This is a genomic window from Pseudomonas sp. MCal1 (genome assembly GCF_026341415.1).
Lineage (GTDB): Bacteria > Pseudomonadota > Gammaproteobacteria > Pseudomonadales > Pseudomonadaceae > Aquipseudomonas.
The window spans coordinates 431,174-449,089 of record NZ_JAKUMP010000003.1 but is presented as its reverse complement, the minus strand read 5'-3'; the positions used below and the strand labels follow the sequence as shown (position 1 = coordinate 449,089).

Sequence of the window (17,916 nt, the reverse complement as noted above, 5' to 3'; positions counted from 1 at the left end):
GGTGCACCATGAGTTTCCAGATCGCACTGAATTTCGAAGACGGGATCACCCGTTTCATCGAGGCCACGGGCCACGAAACCGTTGCCGACGCGGCCTACCGCCAGGGCATCAACATTCCGCTGGACTGCCGCGACGGCGCCTGCGGCACCTGCAAGTGTTTCGCCGAGGCCGGGCGATACGACATGGGCGACAACTTCATCGAAGACGCCTTGAGTGAAGACGAACTGGCCCAGGGTTACGTCCTGACTTGCCAGATGCGCGCCGAAAGCGATTGCGTGGTGCGGGTGCCGGTGGGCTCGCAGGTCTGCAAGACCGGGCAGGCGAGTTATCAGGCGGCGATCAGCGATGTTCGTCAGCTCTCCGAAAGCACCATCGCGCTGTCGCTCAAGGGTGAGTCCCTGAGCAAACTGGCATTCCTGCCGGGGCAATACGTCAACCTGCAAGTGCCGGGCAGTGAGCAATCGCGCGCCTATTCCTTCAGCTCGTTGCAGAAGAACGGCGAGGTCAGTTTCCTGATCCGCAATGTCCCCGGCGGCTTGATGAGCAGTTTCCTGACCGGGCTGGCCAAGGCTGGCGACAGCCTGAATCTGGCCGGGCCGCTGGGCAGTTTCTACCTGCGCGAGATCAAGCGGCCGCTGTTGCTGTTGGCCGGCGGCACCGGGCTGGCGCCATTCACGGCGATGTTGGAGAAGATCGCCGAGCAGGGCAGCGAGCACCCGGTTCACCTGATCTACGGCGTGACCAACGATTTCGATCTGGTGGAACTCGACCGCCTCGAAGCCTTCGCTGCGCGGATTCCGAATTTCAGCTTCGGCGCCTGCGTGGCCAATCCGCAGAGCCAGCACCCGCTCAAGGGCTACGTCACCCAGCACATCGAGCCGCGCCACCTCAACGAAGGCGATGTCGACGTGTACCTGTGCGGCCCGCCGCCCATGGTCGAGGCGGTCAGCCAGTACATCCGCGAGCAGGGCATCACGCCGGCGAACTTCTACTACGAGAAATTCGCGGCAGCCTGAGTCTTCTTTCTGAATTGCGAGGTTGTCATGAACAACAGATTCGCCAACAAGGTCGCGCTGGTCACCGGCGCGGCGCAGGGCATCGGTCGCCGGGTGTGCGAGCGCTTGCTGGAGGAGGGCGCGCAGGTCATCGCCGTCGACCGCTCCGGGCTGGTTCACGAACTGCAGGGCGAGGGCGTGCTGTCGCTGACCGCCGATCTTGAGCAATACGCCGATTGCGCCCGGGTGATGAACGCCGCCATCGATGCGTTCGGGCGTCTGGATGTGCTGGTCAATAACGTCGGCGGCACCATTTGGGCCAAGCCGTTCGAGCATTACGAAGTCGAGCAGATCGAGGCCGAAGTGCGCCGCTCGTTGTTCCCGACGCTGTGGTGCTGCCACGCCGCGTTGCCATACATGCTCAAGCAGGGACGCGGCGCGATCGTCAATGTGTCGTCGATTGCTACCCGCAGCCTGAACCGCGTTCCGTATGGCGCGGCCAAAGGTGGGATCAATGCACTGACTGCCTGCCTGGCCTTTGAAAACGCCGAGCGCGGGATCCGGGTCAACGCCACCGCGCCCGGCGGCACCGAAGCGCCGCCCCGGCGCATTCCGCGCAACACCGCCGAACAGTCCGCGCAGGAACAGGCCTGGTACCAGGAAATCGTCGCGCAAACCCTCGATAGCAGCCTGATGAAACGCTACGGAACCATTGATGAACAGGTCGGCGCGATCCTGTTTCTCGCCTCGGACGACGCCTCCTACATCACCGGCGTGACCCTGCCGGTCGGCGGCGGTGACCTTGGTTGATCACGCTTGATTGGACACTGAAATGAACCGGATCCTGATTGAAAACCTGTCGGCGATCATCGTCGACCTGCCAACCATCCGCCCGCACAAACTGGCGATGCACACGATGCAGAACCAGACGCTGGTGATCCTGCGCCTGCGTTGCAGCGACGGTATCGAAGGCATCGGCGAGGCCACCACCATCGGCGGCCTGGCCTACGGCTACGAAAGCCCGGAAAGCATCAAGGCCAACATCGACGCGCACCTGGCGCCGGCGCTGATCGGCATGGACGCAGACAACATCAACGCCGCGATGCAGAAACTCGACAAGATCGCCAAGGGCAACACCTTCGCCAAGTCCGGCATCGAGAGCGCTTTGCTCGACGCCCAAGGCAAACGCCTCGGCCTGCCCGTAAGCGAACTGCTCGGTGGCCGGGTCCGCGACAGCCTCGAAGTGGCCTGGACCCTGGCCAGCGGCGACACCGTCCGCGATATCGCCGAAGCCGAACAAATGCTGGAAGCGCGGCGGCACCGGATCTTCAAGTTGAAGATCGGCGCCAACCCGCTGGAGCAGGATCTCAAACACGTCGTGGCGATCAAAAAAGCCCTGGGCGAACGCGCCAGTGTGCGGGTCGACGTCAACCAGTACTGGGACGAGTCGCAGGCGATTCGTGGCTGTCAGATGCTCGGCGACAACGGCATCGACCTGATCGAACAGCCGATCTCGCGGGTCAACCGCTCCGGGCAGATTCGCCTGAACCAGCGCAGCCCGGCGCCGATCATGGCCGACGAATCGATTGAAAGCGTCGAGGACGCGTTCAGCCTCGCCGCCGACGGCGCCGCCAGCGTATTCGCCCTGAAAATTGCCAAGAACGGTGGCCCGGGCGCCGTGTTGCGCACCGCGCAAATCGCCGAAGCCGCCGGCATCGCTTTGTACGGCGGCACGATGCTTGAGGGTTCCGTCGGCACTTTGGCCTCGGCCCACGCTTTCCTCACCCTCAGGCAACTGACCTGGGACACCGAGCTGTTCGGCCCGCTGTTGCTGACCGAAGACATCGTCACCGAGCGCCCGCAATACCGCGACTTCCACCTGCACATTCCACGCACCCCGGGCCTGGGCCTCGCGCTGGATGAAGAGCGTCTGGCGCGTTTTCGCCGGCATTGATTCCCCAAGGAGAACGCCATGCTGTTCCACGTAAAAATGACCGTGAAGTTGCCCGCCGACATGGACCCGGCCGTTGCCACCCGGCTCAAGGCCGACGAGAAGGAACTCGCCCAGCGCCTGCAACGCGAAGGCCAGTGGCGCCACCTCTGGCGCATCGCCGGGCACTACGCCAATTACAGCGTGTTCGACGTTCCGAGCGTCGAAGCCTTGCACAACACCCTGATGCTGCTGCCGCTGTTTCCCTACATGGAAATCGAAATCGACGGCCTCTGCCGCCATCCCTCGTCGATCCACGCCGACGACCGCTGAGCCCAAAAAATGAATCCACCGCTGAAACCTGTGGTTGATCCGAGAGAGCTGAGTAAACACAACAACAAGATGAGGTGAACACCATGACCGTGAAGATTGCCCACACTGCCGAACTGCAAAAGTTCTTCGAACAAGCCGCCGGTTTTGCCAACGATGGCGGCAGCTCACGCTTGAAAACCATCGTCCTGCGGGTGTTGCAGGACACCGCCCGGATCATCGAAGACCTCGAGATCAACGAAGACGAATTCTGGAAAGCCGTCGACTACCTCAACCGTCTGGGTGGCCGCTCGGAGGCCGGGCTGCTGGTGGCCGGCCTCGGTCTGGAGCATTTCCTCGACCTGCTGCAGGACGCCAAGGATGCGCAGATCGGCTTGACCGGCGGCACGCCGCGCACCATCGAAGGCCCGTTGTACGTGGCCGGCGCGCCACTCTACGAAGGTGAATGCCGGATGGACGACGGCCGCGAAGAGGGCGTCGCCACGCTGATGTTGCTCGAAGGCCAGGTGTTCGACCCGCAGGGTCAGCCGCTCGTCGGCGCCACGGTCGACCTGTGGCACGCCAACACCAGGGGCACCTATTCGTTCTTCGATCAGAGCCAGTCCGAGTACAACCTGCGTCGGCGGATCATCACCGACGCCGAAGGCCGCTATCGCGCCCGCAGCATCGTGCCATCCGGTTACGGCTGCGACCCGCAAGGCCCGACCCAGGAATGCCTGAACCTGCTCGGCCGCCACGGCCAGCGCCCGGCTCACATTCACTTCTTCATTTCTGCACCGGGGCATCGACACCTGACGACGCAGATCAATCTGTCGGGGGACAAATACCTGTGGGATGACTTCGCGTACGCGACCCGGGAAGGGTTGGTCGGGGAGGTCGAGTTTCTGGAGGATGCAGCGGGACGCCGAGCCGAACTGAAATTCGACTTCCAGTTGCAGCAGGCGCCTGATGCGCTGGCTGAACAGCGCAGCCAGCGCCCGAGGGCATTGCAGGACGTCTGAAGGCAGGAAAGGGAGCCCATGGCTCCCTCTCTTCTGAAAAACGTAATGCTAAATCGGCAGGTGCTGCGCTTATGGAATAAGTTCGAAAGCTCAGATCTGCACGGGCTTGAAGGTGTTTCTCAGGCAAAAAAGGCGCGTGAGTTTTTGGCTCACGCGCCTTTGGGTTCATTTGCTGGCGTTCAACACAATCCGGTATCGCGCCTTGCCGCTGCGCAGATGGTCAACAGCTTCATTGACCTTGCTCATCGGAAATTCCTCGACCTGCGGCAGGATCTGATGCCGCGCGCAGAACTCAAGCATGGTCGCTGCGGTGGCGGGCGAGCCGACCGGGGAGGCTGACAGGGATTTCTGTTGAGGGATGAGGTTGAACACATGCACAGGAATCGCGTCGGGCACGATGCCGACGAAGTGCAGCCGCCCCTTGCCGCGCAGGGTGGCGAGCATGGCCGTCCAGTCAAGGTTGGCGTTGGCGGTGATCAGCAGAAAGTCCAGGGTGCCGGCAATCGCTTTCAGCGCCTCGCTGTCGGTGGAAGCGACGACCTTGTGGGCGCCGAGGCGTTTGGCTTCGTCCTGTTTGCTCAGGGAAGAGGTGAACGCGGTGACATCGCAACCCCAGGCATTGAGAAATCGCAGTGCCAGATGGCCGAGGCCGCCGATGCCCACCACGCCGACCCGGTCGGTCGGCTTGATGTCGAATTCCACCAGCGGATTGAAGACCGTGGAGCCGGCGCAGAACAGCGGACCGGCGAGTGCCGGGTCGAGGTTGTCCGGCAGTTTCAGCGCCCAGGCCCAATGCGTGCGCAGCCGATCGGCGAAACCGCCGTGGCTGCCGATAATCGTCGGTTTTGCGGTGGCGCACAGGTGATGGGAACCACCGATGCAGGACGAGCAATGCATGCAGCTGCCCTTGTACCAGCCGATTCCCACGCGCTGACCGATTTCCAGACCGCGCACCTGCGGGCCGGTGCGCACGATGCGGCCGACCACTTCATGGCCGGGAATGAAGGGGTATTGGCTGATGCCCCAGTCGTTGTCGATCAGCGACTGGTCGGAATGGCAGACGCCGCAATATTCCACGGCGACTTCGACTTCTTCGTCCCCCAGCGGGCCGGGGTCGTAACTGAAGCGCTCCAGCGGCGCGCCGGCCGAGGTGGCGGCCCAGCCGGTGAATGTCGTGGGTTCGGTGTTATTGCTCATGGGACACCTCCAGGTCTGGCGCTGCGGGCGCAGCCTGAAGAGTCTAGCGTGTCATCGAGCGGGCGCTAGCCAGGTGTTCAGCACGCGCCGGTCCAGCTCTTCCCAGTCCGCCATGCCCAGCACTCGGGTGGTATTGAGGCCGCGCAGATAACCGCGCAACTGATTGGCCACGGCTTGTACCGACTCTGAATTGTCCGCTGACTGGCTCAGTACGGTTTCGTATTCGACCAGGTATTCGGCCACCCGGTCGCGGAACTCGGGCAGGACGGCATCGCGGATCAGGTCAAAGGTTCGCACGGGTAATCCTCATCTGTTTTCGTTGTGATTGAGTGTGGCGCAGTCTGCATGCGGTTCAACTATTGCTTCAAGTAATAGTGACCATCAAGAAACGCAAGTTCTGCTTTGGCGCCGATGGGCGGAAAATCGCCTCCATCGAACACGCCGCTGAAGGAATTTGCGCGATGAAGACTTTGACCCGACTGGCTGTAGTCGCCCTGCTGATGGGCGGGGTGGCCGCTACCGTAGCCCCGGCTTATGCAGATGATGCCCAGTCGTGCCATTTTCTGCCCGTCGCCGCCAGCAGCGCCGCGCTGCAGCACTCGCAAACCGTCGGTGTGCTGTACAGCGAAAACACTCTGGACAACCTGCAATACCTCGAGCGTTACCACGATGTGGCGGTGAACGGCGCCAAGGATGCGCTCGATGCGCGGATTCGTGACGCCTTCGTCGACAGCTCCGATCCGGAGCTGGCCATCGACTGGCTGATGAGTTCGCTGCAACAGCAATTTCTCTCGGTAACCGTCTATGACAGCCTCGATGCGCTGGTGCAGGCCCATCCGGACGTAGTGGTGATGCTCGACACTCACAACCGCTTGCTGACCCAACGCAACAGTCAGGTCGAAGCGCGGTTCGCCGCACGCTTCTACGACGCCAACCTGCAATACATCGGCAAGGCTGAAGGCGCGGTGGAGAAGCAACTGCCGTCGGTGTGGGTACACAACAAGGCAGCGCCTGAAATCGCTGCCGGGATCGAACAGCAGCGCGACCTGCAACTGAGCGCCTTGAAACAGTTCGATGACTCGCTCAAGGCCCTGGTGAGTGCAGGCTGAACCCCTTGATCAAAAACGGCAACGTCAGTGCCCGTGACACTGAACGTTGCCGAAGAACCGAACCTTTTATTTTCAGGATTTTTTCCATGCGTACCTTTGTTATCCCTGTCATGGCCTGCGCCACTTTGTTGCTGACCGCTTGCGCCTCCGCGCCGAACGACCCGACGTTGACCCTGCAGACGCACAAGACGCCTGCCCAGTACGCCGAATGCGTGGTGCCGAAACTGCAGGGCAGCGCGCTGAACCCGACGGTGTCGCAGACCCAGCGCAGCTACCGGATCGTGGTGCCGAGCAAGGTGGCGGCGGACAACGTGCTGGAAGCCTACAAGGCACAGGACGGCGGCAAAGTGTTTTTGTATGAGCGCCACTTGCTGGCGTCGAGTTTCCTGCCGTCGAGTTTTGAACGGGCTGCCCAGGAGTGCCTGTAACGCCTGTCGGTTAACGCTTTTGAAGATGCTCCTTTGGTTGGCCGCAACCAACCAATTCTTTGCCCCGCACCTTGCGGGGCATTTTTTTTGCCCAAAAAAAATCGCCGCTTTCATCAGCTCTGCAAACGAAACGCGAGGGCTGATGAAAGCGGCGATTTATTGATTGTTCGGGCGTGAAGAAATACGCCAGGTGCACATGCAAACAGGAAAGGATCGATAACGAAAAAACGAGAGGGAACTGGAGAGGGTGAAACGAGGAAAAAATGGCAGGGGCGGCTGGATTCGAACCAACGCATGGCAGGATCAAAACCTGCTGCCTTACCGCTTGGCGACGCCCCTGTAGCTATTGGTTTCAGTCCCGGGAGGACCTCTGCAACAGTGGGCGGCACTTTACCAGCGCTCTTTCGATCTGTGAACCCCTGAAACAGATAAATTTCATGGAAAACAGCTACTTATTTCCCGGACGGCATCGCCGCTCAGGTTTTTCGGGCTTTTCAGCGAGCGCCATCAAAACTGGCGCGAGCGCTGTAGCCCGAAAACCTGGCGAAAACCTGCCTCGACGAACCGATCAGTTGCCGTCCGCAACCTTGCGTTCGATTTCGTCGACCTTGCGTTGCAACTCCTCCGCGTCCTGCTCCTTGGTGCGGGTCGATGAGGGCGTGATGACCTCATCCACGCCGCGGGTGGCGTCGTCCCGATCCTCAAGATCGCGTTTCACCACATTGACCGGTTTGCCGGACGTATCAGTGGGTGGGGCTTTGCTGTCGTTGTTCATGGCGCTGACCTCCGTTGGCTTAAATGTTGGATACAGCGCCACCGGGCGAGTTCGAGATTTTTAGCGGCAACCGGGCGAACGGCAGCCGCTGCCGTCTCAGCTCACCGAACTCGGCATTCCCGCCAGCAAACCGGTCAGCGTCTTCATGATCGCCTGCTGACGCGCCCGGTCGGTCAGGTGCCGGGCCTCGGCGGCGGCGACATCGGCATGGCAGTGCGGGCAGATCGATTCGTGCGGGTGGATGTATTGCAGGCAGTCGCGGCACAGGGCCAGTTGCGTCGGCAGGCGTCCTTCCTCGGGGGAGGACTGGCCCTGATTGATCCAGGCGAGCTTGATCACTTGCCCGCTGTCGCTGACGCTGCTGACTTTTTCGCCGGTGTCGATGCGTTCGGTGATCAGGTCAAAACGTCCGACCGCAAACGAGCGCTGGGCGGCGTCTTCGACTTTGACGATGCGCTCGCGCAAACCCTGCTTTTGCAATTCCAGGGTTCGGTAATGGCAGTAAGGATTGTTGCCGGGTTTGCCCAGCAGCGAATGCGACGTCCAGGTGCAGCCGCCCCGGCAGACGTCGTTGTAATAGCAGCTTCGGCAGTAACCCCACAGGTCATCGACCGAACGCAGGCGGCCGAAGTGCATGCCTTCGCTGTAGTGCCAGATGTCGTGCAGGCTCATGTTGCGCACGTTGCCGCCGGAAAACCCGACGGTCGCCAGTGACGGGCAACCTTTAACCGTGCCGTCCGCTTCCAGCGCCAGCACGGTCTGGCCGGCCGCGCAGCCGCTCCAGTGAACGCGTTCGTCGCCGAAGCCGCGCCACAGATGTTCGTAAGGGCCGTAATAACCGATGTTGTTGCCGACGTTCATCAGCAGGCCGCGATCCAGTCCTTCGCGGTACAACCGGGCGAGTAGCGGCATCACTTCCAGCAGCTTGTACGGCTGGAGCAACAACTCAGGATGGTCGACGGCGTTGCCCATGGCCACCGTGATCTGGATCTGCCAATGGGTGGCGCCGAGCTCGATGATGGTGTCCATCAGTTCCGGCAGATCCGGCAACGTGGCCGCGCCGATCTGGGTGTTGACGCTGACGGCCAGCCCTGACGCCTTGGCCCGGCGCAGGGTATCGACAGCCTTGTCGAACGAGCCGGGTACGTTGCGCACCTTGTCGTGCAGCGGCGCGAGTCCGTCCAGGGAAATGCCGACCCCGTTGAGCCCCGCTTCGACCGCTGCCTGCATCTTCGCCGGGGTCAGATTGCGTCCACCGGTCTGGATCGCGCAGTACATGCCGTGGTCGTGGATGGCGCGGATCAGTTGCGTCCAGTCCTTGCGCAGATAGGCTTCGCCGCCGATCAGGGTGATCTCGCGGGTGCCCAGGGCGGCGAGGGAATCGATCACGTCGAGGCATTCGCGGGTGTTGAGTTCATCGGGGCGCCGATGCCCCGCGCGGGAGCCGCAATGCAGACACTTGAGGTCGCAGGCGAGGGTGATTTCCCAGACCACGTGCACCGGCACGTAGCGTTTGAGATCGGTGTCGCTGAGGTAGCGGGCAGGGCGGTTGTCTGTCATGGGAGATCCTTGCGCACGGGCCTGTGCGCGGCACGATTGGACTGACCTCGATTGGCTGGAAGACCGGGGGCGGTCACCCGTGACCGCCCCCGGGCCGTACGACTTAGCGCGCTTCCAGTCGCGCGATTTCCGCATTCAGCTGTTCAAGGGCACTGCGCAAGGCACCCTCGTGGGCCAGCTGTTGTTCGCCTTGCTGCACCGCGACTTTCAACTGCGCCAGATCACCGCTTTCCTTCGCCGTTTGCACGGCCACGGCGTACAGCGGCTGGACATGATGCTCGGGCGGAAGAGGCTCGACGCTCGGTGCCTGATGCACGGCGACGTGCCGCACGTCCTGCCACTGGCCGCCGTCGTTGTAGCGGTAATCGATAAAACCGCTGGTCCAGTCGTTCAGGATGCCCTTGAGGTGGAAGGTCTGGGCAATCTGACTCAGCGGGCCGCTCGGGCTGCCATCAAGTGTGAGAATGATGTAGGTCTCGGTGGATGGCGTCAGCCTGGCCTCGGAGTAGTCGCCCCAGACCCGGGCATGGAAATTCACCGGTGGCCAGGTGCTCTGGAACACGCTCGCGGTTCCGCTGACTTTTTTGCGAACGGTATCGACCACGATATCGAGGGTCAGAACCGGGGCGCCCAGCAGTGAGTTACTGGCGATGAGGCGGGTGTGAAAAAGTCCGATCGACATGATGCTGCTCCTTGTGAAAGTAATGGTTCCATTAGCCGATCAGCGACTTTGCACGCGGCTGATTTCTTTGTTGGCGTCGTCCACCGCTTTGCGCAACAGCGGCAGTTGCTCCAGCTGCTGCCTGGCCTGCGCGGACAGGCTTTTCATCTGCGCCAGATCTCCGCTGGCGATGGCGCCCTGAATCGGCGCGGCATACAGCGGCAGAACCGGTTTGTGCGGCTCGATCACCGGGCCGGGATTGAACGGCTGAAGCACTTTCGAAGGCACCTCCACCAGATGCGCCGGCACGTTGTTCAGTTCGTGCCAGCGCTGGCCGTCGAAGTACTCATAGTTGGCCACGCCTTCGCGCCAGTCGGTGCCAACCACCAGGTGGATCTTGAAGTTGATGATCGAGTTGGAGCCGGGTCCGCCATGGTTGCCCTGGGCGGTGATCAGGATCTTGCTGACACCGGGCTTCATCACCGTCATGTAGGTGTATTCGCCCCAGACGTCCGAGTCGATATCGAGCGGCGGATTGGTCGCCTGAGTCACGGCGGCGTTGCCGGTGACATGCTGCTGCGGCGTGGACACCAGCAGGTTCAGCGCAAGGCTCTGCGCCCCTGGCTGACCCGTACCGATCCGGTAGCTCACCGGGAACAAGCCGACATTTTGCTGAGTAGCTGACATGTTGATTGCCTCCATTGCAATGTGGGAAATGGCCTTAGGGTTTTTCCAGTCTGGAAACTTCTTTGGCCAGGTTTTCGTACGCGGTTTGTAGCTCCTTCGCTTCCGGCTTCGTTGAATCGCGCTGCTTCAACAAAGTCTTCATCTTCTGCAGATCGCCGCCGGTGATCGCGCTCTGGATGGCGACGCCGTAGGGCGGGATGTTGTGATTTGAACCAGTCATATCGAGGCCTTCCTCGTGGGTGTTTGCCGCTCGACCCCTTGCGCAGAAGGGGCGCCTTTCCTGACAGGCAGGCGAACGACATCGGCCGCAATCACCGGCAACCGGGATTCTCGGGGACGTGACAGCCTGATCCGTCGGGATCTGATCAATCCGTAAACAGGGTTCGCGCAGGGACGGCGCCGCAACGCCGGCCCAGATCGTCAGCCAAAACCGTCAGGCCTGGCTTCGGGCGTCAATGAAGGGGGTTGCCGGTGGGGCAATCGGGGGAATCTCGCCTGTACGTTGGTCATCTTTCTGTCCTTGATAGAAAGCAACGAAACACAGGGATAGGTCGTTCACTCTTCAAGAGTGCAATACCCGCGCAAGCACAAAAACCATCCCTGATTTTTCTTCCAGTGCTGCTGATGGCGCTCGTCGAGCGACGTTTGCCAAATGGCCAGCATTTTGCCAGCCACGCAACCCTAGACCCGTTTTTGCAGGGCTGCCAGAAAAAGCGCCGAACGGTCATTTCTGTTCAACGCAGGAATTCTGGCGCAGGCTCGGTCGGCCTTTCGGCGGCGCTTTCAAGCGATTGAAACAAGATCGACATGGGCGCTGAAGCGCGTTCGGAAATGAAAAATGTACGCCGATGTACATTGCGTGTACGGCGCGTGTAAAGTCCGGTCAAAGTCTCAAAGACAGGTGCATTGCAATGACGCAGGCAGGACGGACAAAAAACAAGGCTCAGGATTCAGGATGGCGCGGTTCCGTGGACGTCTGGCTGGACGCCGCGTATGAGGCTTTGAAGGAATCCGGAGTCGACGCAGTCAGGGTGATGCCGCTGGCCAAGCGCCTGAACCTGTCGCGCACCAGCTTCTACTGGTTCTACGAAGATCGAGAGCAACTGCTCGCGGCGCTGCTGGCCCGTTGGCGGGACAAGAACACGGGTGGGCTGGTGGGGCAGTGCGAGCGTTATGCCGAAAGCGTGTCCGAGGCGATCCTCAATGTTTTCGAGTGCTGGCTGAACCCCGCGTTGTTCGATTCGCAGTTTGAATTCGCAGTGCGCAGCTGGGCGTTGCAATCGGATGAAGTCGCCGCGCAAATCGCGCTGGCCGACGACGCGCGGATCAATGCGCTGGCCGCGATGTTTCGCCGTTTCGGTTACGAGCCAGGGGCGGCCGATGCCCGCGCCCGGACGATCTATCTGACGCAGATCGGCTACATCTCGATGAAAACCACCGAAGACGTGATCGTGCGATTCCGGCGAATCCCGCAGTACGTCACCGTGTTCACCGGAAAGTCCCCAAAACGACGCGAACTGGATCGGTTTTTCGGTCAGTTCGGCTATGCCGAGACGGAGCCGGGGGTGTTTGTCCCTCTGGTGGAAACCTTCGAAGAGGCGCTGCCCGATGACCAATAGAACGCTGGGAATCATCGGCGGCACGGGCTGGCTGGGAAAGGCGATTGCCGAGTCGTTGCTGGCTCCGGGGTTCATCAGGCCGAGCGAGCTGCTGATCTCTAACCGTTCGGGCAGTGCTGATGTTGCGCCGGGAGTGCGCGTGTTGAGTGACAACCAGTCTCTGGTCGACCGCAGCGATATCGTCATGCTGTCTGTGCGGCCCGAGCAGTTTCGCGAGTTGCAGATCGATGCGCGGGGCAAACCGGTGGTATCGCTGATGGCTGGCATTTCAGCGTCCGCCCTCAGTGCCGCGACAGGCGCGCGAGTGGTGGTGCGGGCCATGCCGAACGCGGCGGTGGATATCCGCCAATCCTATACACCGTGGTTCGTGGCCGGCTCCCTGGCCGACGAGGAGCGCGACTGGTTGCAGCGATTGTTCGAGTGCGTGGGCACGGCGGACGAGGTGCCCGATGAAGACTGCATCGATTATCTGAGCGCGTTGTCCGGCACCGGGCCGGCGTTTCCGGCGCTGCTGTGCGCTGCGCTCGCCAGTCAGGCCGAAGCGGCCGGCATTCCCGCACGGATTGCGCAGCGGGCGGCACGGGCGGTGGTGGTGGGCGGCGGTCAACTATTGGCCGAGCGGGAACCGCAAGCTCTGCTGGATGCCTTGATGGCTTATCGCGGCGTCACGGCGGCAGCGTTGCAGTCGATGACCGTTCAGAACATCGAAGACATTGTGGGACGAGCCATACAGGCCGGCGCCCAGGTTGCCCGGCGCGGCCTGTAGTTGGTCGATACGGCAACTTCCCTCCCGCAACAGGAGGGAAGGCCGGTTTCAAAGGTCTTTCATCAGCCGTAACGCGTCGTAAATGGCCGCATGGGTGTTGCGTGCGGCCACGGCGTCACCAATCCTGAACAGCTGAAAACGTCCCTGCGGGTGAGTGACGATGTCCTGAGCCTTGCCGGCAATCAGGTTGTGTTGTTCCACCGCGCCGCCGTTGCTCGAATGCGCGCGCAGGTCGAAATACAGATCATCCAGCGGAATCGTGCCGTGATTGACCACCACCTGATCCACCACCCGCTGCTTGTGCACCGTACCGTAATCACTGCCGAGCGTTGCCACCAGGCGCCCGTCGCGGCGCTCGACCGAATCGACGCGATAAGTGACGGTAAAGGTGACATCCAGATCCTGCAGGCTGCGCATGTAAGGCACCAGATTCATCGCCATGACTTCCGGAGCAAAACTGCGATCGGGGGTGACGATTTCGACACTCGCACCGCTGGCGGCGATGACCTCGGCAGCCTGTAGCGCAGCGTGGTCGCCGGCATCGTCATAGATCAAGACATGCCGGCCCGGTTTGATGTCACCGGCGATGATGTCCCAGGTTGAAACCACCAGGTCGTTGCCGGCACTCAGCACGTCCGTGTGGGGCAGACCGCCGGTGGCGACAATCACCAGATCCGGTTCATGCTGCAGCACCGTGTCGGCTTCGGCCCAGGTGTTGAAGTGAAACTTCACGCCCAGACGTTCGCACTGCGCCATGCGCCAGTCGATGATGCTGATCATCTCCCGCCGCCGTTCGCTGAGGGCGGACAGACGGATCTGCCCGCCGGGGCGATCCGCCGCTTCCAGCACCGTAACGTCATGACCGCGTTCACCCGCGACCCGCGCGGCTTCAAGTCCCGCAGGGCCGGTGCCGATCACCAGCACCTTGCGTTTGCGTGCGGCCTTGGGAATTTCGTGGGGCATGGTGGTTTCCCGGCCGGTCGCCGGGTTGTGGATGCAGTAAGCGGCGCCGCCCTGGTAGATGCGGTCCAGGCAATAGTTGGCGCCGACGCAGGGACGGATATCGTCCTCACGTTTTTCGATGATCTTGCGCACGATATGCGGATCGGTCATGTGCGCCCGGGTCATGCCAACCATATCGACCTTGCCTGAGGCGATGGCATGGCGAGCGGTGGCGACGTCAGGGATTTTCGCCGCATGGAAGGTCGGGAAACCGGTGGCCGCGCGGATTTCACCGGCAAAATCCAGGTGCGGCGAATTGCGCATGCCCTGGATCGGAATGACATCGGTCAGGCCCGCATCGGTGTCGATGTGGCCGCGTACGACATTGAGAAAATCCACCAGCCCGCTGTCTTTCAGCAGGTGAGAAATCTGCAAACCCTCGCTGGCATCGAAGCCACCGGGCAAGCCTTCATCGCCGGTGTAGCGCACGCCCAGCAGGAAGTCCTCGCCGACCCGCTGACGAATCCCGCGCAGAATATCGAAGGTGAAGCGCATGCGGTTTTCCAGCGAGCCGCCGTACGGCCCGTCGAGTTCGTTGGTCAAGGGTGACCAGAACTGGTCCATCAGATGCCCGTAGGCTTGCAACTCCAGACCGTCCATGCCGGCAGCATGCATCCGCTCGGCGGCGTCCACATAGTCCTTGATGATGCGTTGGATATCCCAGTCTTCCATTTTCTTCGGGAAGGAACGGTGCGCCGCTTCGCGATGGTGCGACGGCGAAACCACTGGCAACCAGTCGGCCTTGTCCCAGCGGGTGCGGCGGCCCAGATGCGTCAACTGGATCATCACCGCCGCGCCATGCTCGTGGCATTCGTCGGTCAGGTCTTTGAGCCACTTCACCACCTCATCCTGGTAGGCGAGCACGTTGTTGAACACCGGCGGGCTGTCCCTGGAAACGGCGGCGGAACCGGCCGTCATGGTCAGCGCGACACCAGCCTTGGCACGTTCGACGTGGTAGGCGCGATACAAATCCTTGGGCATGCCGTCTACCGGGTAGGCCGGTTCGTGAGCGGTGGTAATGATCCGGTTTCTGAGCGTCAGGTTCTTGATTTTGTAAGGCTGCAACAGGGGATCGCTGGACATGGTAATGCGCTCCGGGGTGGGCTTGATCAGGCTCGGCGACTTGAAATTAGGTCAACTGTACAGGCGTGTCAATCATGGTTGACACATGTGTACATTTTGCTTGCGCGGTGCTTCGGCCAGGCATAGGATTGCGCCAGACGCCTCAACCGCAAGGCCGTCCAGATTGAGACATACCTGCCGATCCCACCTCCACAGGAAGACGCTTGATGAACGCTCATTCGCCTTATCGAAATACGCTTTTCGCCCTGATTCTGGCCACGTTCGCTGCACAGGCCCAGGCCGCCGAACCTGCACCCGTGCGCATTGGCTGGGTCAACTGGTCGGACACCGAAATCACTGTCAAACTCGCCAGCGCCGCGCTTCAGGATCACCTCAAACAACCGGTGAAACTGGTGATGGCCGATATCGGCATTCAGTTTCAGGCCTTGGCCAACGGCAATATCGACCTGATCCCGATGGTCTGGTTGCCGAGTACCCACAAGGCGTTCTACGACAAATACAAAGATCGCCTCGAAGACCTCGGCGTGCTGTATGAAGGGCGGATCGGCATGGCCGTCCCGACCTCGGTGCCGATCAGTGAAGTGGCCAGTGTCGAGGATCTGAACAAGCCGCAAGTAAAGGAAAAACTCGAAGGCAAGATCCTCACCTCGGAGGTGGGCAACGGCCAGTACAAGCTCACGGTCAAGGCGATCGAGGAGTACAAGCTAGATGGCTACAAACTGGTGGCGTCTTCGGAAAGCGGCATGCTCAATGAGCTGGATCGCAACCTGAAGCGGGACAAATGGTCACTGGTCAATGCCTGGAGCCCGCACTGGATGTTCTCCAAATGGTCGTTGCGCTACCTGGATGATCCGAAGCAGATTTTCGGTGGTGCCGAGCAGATCCATGCGATGGCGCGCAAGGGGTTCAGCCAGGAATATCCGCAGGTGGCGTACTTTTTCGCTCACTACTCGATCCCGCAGGCAGATCTGGAAACCTTGATGATGCAGGCACGCCAGACCTCATCGGACCAGGCGGTCGCGGCCTATTACGCGGCTAACAAATCGCGGTTCGAAGCAATGTTCGAGCCGGGCACGCAAACCGCCAGTACTCGACAACCCTGATCACGGCGCCGGGGCTCAGCCCACGCCGGGCCCCGGCTGGCGAGGCGTTGATTCGATGTTATCCTTCGCAAAATGTGCGACAAACAGCGAGGGCGACCGGCCTATGAACACGAATCGTGACCAGTTTCCCCTGCCAGAAGACCTCAGGGTCTTCCTTACCGTCATCCGCAAGAACGGCTTTGCCAGCGCCGCCGATGAGTTGGGCTTCTCACCGGCCTATGTCAGCAAACGCATCTCGGTGTTGGAAACCACGCTGGCGAGCAAACTGCTGCACCGCACCACCCGGCGCATCGCGCTGACCGACGACGGTGAGCGGGTGCGGATTTGGGCCGAGAAACTGCTGGGAGATTTCGATCAGTTCCTCGGCGAGATTTCCCAGGCCCGGCATCAACCGGCGGGGTCGCTGCACATTTGCAGCAGCTTCGGTTTCGGCCGTAATCATGTGGCGCCCGCGATCAGCCAGTTGTCTCGAACGTGCCCGAAACTCGATATCCGGCTGGACGTATTCGACCGCGTGGTCGATCTGGTGGGCGAGGGCTTTGATCTTGAAATCCTCGTCGGGGACGACGTGCCGGGTCAGCACATCGCACGCAAACTGGTCAGTAACCGGCGCGTGCTGTGCGCCACGCCCGAATACCTTGAACGCCGGGGCACGCCGCAATCCCTTGAAGACCTGAAAGACCACGATTGTCTGGTACTCAAGGAACGTAACAACGCGTTCGGTATCTGGGCCCTGAGCAAGGACGGGCAAGAGGAGACGGTGCGCGTCAATGGCCCGCTGTCCTCCAACAGCGGCGAAATCGTGCTGGAGTGGGCCTTGAGCGGCGGCGGGATTCTGTTGCGCTCGATGTGGGACGTCAAACCGATGCTCGAGCAAGGGCGGCTGGTGCAGGTGCTGGAGGAGTACACCCAAAGCGCCAACGTCTGGGCGGTCTATCCGGTGCGGCTCAGTGAGTCGGCGAAATTGCGGGTGTGCGTGGAATTTCTGGAAGAGTACTTCCGCGATTTGTCTGTGGAATGAAAACGGGCGACTCAAGTGAGTCGCCCGTTTTTTGTGTTCAGCGCAGCCAGGGATTGTCCGCCAGATGCCGCGCTTCAAAGGCGCGGATCTGCTCGGTGCGTTGCAGCGTGGTGCCGATGGCGTCCAGTCCCAGCAGCAGTGATTGCTTGCGCAACTGATCGATCTCGAACGTGACCTCTGTGCCGTCTGCCAGCCGGATCGTCTGTCGGGGCAAGTCCACGCTGATCTGTGCGGTCGCCGGGTCGCTGATGACATCGGCAAGTCGCTTGAATCGAGCCTCGTCGAGCTGAATCGCCAACACGCCATTACGCTGGCAGTTGTCGTAGAAAATTCCGGCGAACGAGGTGCCGATCAAGGCCCGGATGCCGACTTGCTTCAAGCCCCACACCGCATGTTCGCGGCTGGAACCGCAGCCGAAGTTGGGGCCGGTCACCAGAAACGCCGCGTCTTGCCAGGCCGGTTGGTTGAGCACGAATTCAGGGTTGGGTTCGCCGGAAGCGAGAAAGCGCAGATCGAAGAACAACCCGCGATCCAGCCCCCGACGATCGATGCCCTTGAGAAACTGCTTGGGCATGATCACGTCGGTGTCGATGTTGGACGCAAGAAACGGCGCGGCGCTGCCGCTGACAGTGTCGAAAGGTTGCATGGT

General features: G+C 61.3%; 21 protein-coding genes and 1 tRNA gene. 12 read left to right on the top strand and 10 right to left on the bottom strand.

Annotated elements, in window-relative coordinates:
* The first annotated feature begins 8 nt into the window (after positions 1 to 8).
* The 5 genes from benC (at position 9) to catA (ending at position 4,256) form a co-directional block, all read left to right on the top strand.
* Entirely contained in the window at positions 9 to 1,016 is a 1,008-nt protein-coding gene (gene benC / locus MKZ87_RS08095; RefSeq protein ID WP_266200574.1) for a benzoate 1,2-dioxygenase electron transfer component BenC, read from the top strand.
* A 27-nt stretch (positions 1,017 to 1,043) separates the two neighbouring features.
* Positions 1,044 to 1,805, top strand: coding sequence for a 1,6-dihydroxycyclohexa-2,4-diene-1-carboxylate dehydrogenase (locus MKZ87_RS08090; protein ID WP_266200573.1), 762 nt, complete (start codon positions 1,044 to 1,046; stop codon positions 1,803 to 1,805).
* A 22-nt stretch (positions 1,806 to 1,827) separates the two neighbouring features.
* On the top strand, positions 1,828 to 2,949 hold the full coding sequence (locus MKZ87_RS08085; RefSeq protein WP_266200572.1) for a muconate cycloisomerase family protein: 1,122 nt from the start codon (positions 1,828 to 1,830) through the stop codon (positions 2,947 to 2,949).
* Between the two features lie 18 nt (positions 2,950 to 2,967).
* Positions 2,968 to 3,258, top strand: a complete 291-nt coding sequence (catC, locus tag MKZ87_RS08080) for a muconolactone Delta-isomerase (RefSeq protein ID WP_085700343.1) — start codon at positions 2,968 to 2,970, stop codon at positions 3,256 to 3,258.
* Positions 3,259 to 3,341: 83 nt separating this feature from the next.
* The gene (catA, locus tag MKZ87_RS08075) at positions 3,342 to 4,256 is read left to right on the top strand and encodes a catechol 1,2-dioxygenase (RefSeq protein ID WP_085703721.1); all 915 of its coding nucleotides are present in this window, start codon (positions 3,342 to 3,344) and stop codon (positions 4,254 to 4,256) included.
* Positions 4,257 to 4,421: 165 nt separating this feature from the next.
* Here catA and ahr read toward each other — a convergent pair whose 3' ends face one another.
* Together ahr and MKZ87_RS08065 are read right to left on the bottom strand one after the other, a co-directional pair.
* Positions 4,422 to 5,453 carry an NADPH-dependent aldehyde reductase Ahr gene (gene ahr / locus MKZ87_RS08070; RefSeq protein WP_085703722.1) on the bottom strand — a complete coding sequence of 344 codons (1,032 nt, stop codon included), beginning with the start codon at positions 5,451 to 5,453 and terminating at the stop codon, positions 4,422 to 4,424.
* Between the two features lie 51 nt (positions 5,454 to 5,504).
* Positions 5,505 to 5,750, bottom strand: a complete 246-nt coding sequence (locus MKZ87_RS08065) for a hypothetical protein (protein ID WP_085700340.1) — start codon at positions 5,748 to 5,750, stop codon at positions 5,505 to 5,507.
* Between the two features lie 164 nt (positions 5,751 to 5,914).
* Here MKZ87_RS08065 and MKZ87_RS08060 point away from each other — a divergent pair, with 164 nt between their 5' ends.
* Together MKZ87_RS08060 and MKZ87_RS08055 are read left to right on the top strand one after the other, a co-directional pair.
* A complete protein-coding gene (locus MKZ87_RS08060; RefSeq protein ID WP_085700339.1) occupies positions 5,915 to 6,562 on the top strand; it encodes an ATPase in 648 nt (215 codons plus the stop codon).
* A gap of 86 nt (positions 6,563 to 6,648) precedes the next feature.
* Entirely contained in the window at positions 6,649 to 6,990 is a 342-nt protein-coding gene (locus tag MKZ87_RS08055) for a hypothetical protein (RefSeq protein ID WP_085700338.1), read from the top strand.
* A 264-nt stretch (positions 6,991 to 7,254) separates the two neighbouring features.
* On the opposite strand, the gene MKZ87_RS08050 is transcribed toward MKZ87_RS08055, so the two are convergent.
* The 6 genes from MKZ87_RS08050 to MKZ87_RS08025 all read right to left on the bottom strand — a co-directional run bounded on the left by MKZ87_RS08050 (position 7,255) and on the right by MKZ87_RS08025 (position 10,893).
* Positions 7,255 to 7,329 (bottom strand) — tRNA-Gln (locus tag MKZ87_RS08050).
* Between the two features lie 229 nt (positions 7,330 to 7,558).
* Positions 7,559 to 7,765 (bottom strand): hypothetical protein, encoded by a 207-nt coding sequence (locus MKZ87_RS08045; RefSeq protein WP_085700337.1) that lies wholly within the window; start codon positions 7,763 to 7,765, stop codon positions 7,559 to 7,561.
* 96 nt (positions 7,766 to 7,861) lie between these two features.
* Positions 7,862 to 9,325: a GDL motif peptide-associated radical SAM/SPASM maturase gene (locus MKZ87_RS08040; RefSeq protein ID WP_085703723.1), complete on the bottom strand. Its 1,464-nt coding sequence runs from the start codon at positions 9,323 to 9,325 to the stop codon at positions 7,862 to 7,864.
* 103 nt (positions 9,326 to 9,428) lie between these two features.
* Positions 9,429 to 10,007, bottom strand: coding sequence for a DUF1842 domain-containing protein (locus MKZ87_RS08035; protein ID WP_085700335.1), 579 nt, complete (start codon positions 10,005 to 10,007; stop codon positions 9,429 to 9,431).
* 39 nt (positions 10,008 to 10,046) lie between these two features.
* Entirely contained in the window at positions 10,047 to 10,673 is a 627-nt protein-coding gene (locus tag MKZ87_RS08030; RefSeq protein ID WP_085703724.1) for a DUF1842 domain-containing protein, read from the bottom strand.
* Positions 10,674 to 10,707: 34 nt separating this feature from the next.
* Positions 10,708 to 10,893, bottom strand: a complete 186-nt coding sequence (locus MKZ87_RS08025) for a DUF1843 domain-containing protein (protein WP_085700334.1) — start codon at positions 10,891 to 10,893, stop codon at positions 10,708 to 10,710.
* A 245-nt stretch (positions 10,894 to 11,138) separates the two neighbouring features.
* Here MKZ87_RS08025 and MKZ87_RS08020 point away from each other — a divergent pair, with 245 nt between their 5' ends.
* The 3 genes from MKZ87_RS08020 to MKZ87_RS08010 all read left to right on the top strand — a co-directional run bounded on the left by MKZ87_RS08020 (position 11,139) and on the right by MKZ87_RS08010 (position 13,058).
* Positions 11,139 to 11,468: a hypothetical protein gene (locus MKZ87_RS08020; RefSeq protein ID WP_139834858.1), complete on the top strand. Its 330-nt coding sequence runs from the start codon at positions 11,139 to 11,141 to the stop codon at positions 11,466 to 11,468.
* Positions 11,469 to 11,584: 116 nt separating this feature from the next.
* Entirely contained in the window at positions 11,585 to 12,292 is a 708-nt protein-coding gene (locus MKZ87_RS08015; protein ID WP_085700333.1) for a TetR/AcrR family transcriptional regulator, read from the top strand.
* Positions 12,282 to 13,058 (top strand): pyrroline-5-carboxylate reductase family protein, encoded by a 777-nt coding sequence (locus MKZ87_RS08010; protein ID WP_085703725.1) that lies wholly within the window; start codon positions 12,282 to 12,284, stop codon positions 13,056 to 13,058. The genes MKZ87_RS08015 and MKZ87_RS08010 overlap by 11 nt, the downstream gene beginning before the upstream one ends.
* A gap of 48 nt (positions 13,059 to 13,106) precedes the next feature.
* Here the strand turns inward: MKZ87_RS08010 and MKZ87_RS08005 are convergent, their stop codons facing one another.
* On the bottom strand, positions 13,107 to 15,143 hold the full coding sequence (locus MKZ87_RS08005; protein WP_085700331.1) for an NADH:flavin oxidoreductase: 2,037 nt from the start codon (positions 15,141 to 15,143) through the stop codon (positions 13,107 to 13,109).
* A 206-nt stretch (positions 15,144 to 15,349) separates the two neighbouring features.
* On the opposite strand from MKZ87_RS08005, the gene MKZ87_RS08000 reads away from it, so the two are divergent.
* Both MKZ87_RS08000 and MKZ87_RS07995 read left to right on the top strand, forming a co-directional pair.
* Positions 15,350 to 16,246, top strand: coding sequence for a glycine betaine ABC transporter substrate-binding protein (locus tag MKZ87_RS08000; protein WP_085703726.1), 897 nt, complete (start codon positions 15,350 to 15,352; stop codon positions 16,244 to 16,246).
* A gap of 103 nt (positions 16,247 to 16,349) precedes the next feature.
* Positions 16,350 to 17,267 (top strand): LysR substrate-binding domain-containing protein, encoded by a 918-nt coding sequence (locus MKZ87_RS07995; RefSeq protein WP_085703727.1) that lies wholly within the window; start codon positions 16,350 to 16,352, stop codon positions 17,265 to 17,267.
* A gap of 37 nt (positions 17,268 to 17,304) precedes the next feature.
* Here MKZ87_RS07995 and leuD read toward each other — a convergent pair whose 3' ends face one another.
* Positions 17,305 to 17,913, bottom strand: coding sequence for a 3-isopropylmalate dehydratase small subunit (gene leuD / locus MKZ87_RS07990; protein ID WP_085703728.1), 609 nt, complete (start codon positions 17,911 to 17,913; stop codon positions 17,305 to 17,307).
* Between the last annotated feature and the right edge of the window lie 3 nt (positions 17,914 to 17,916).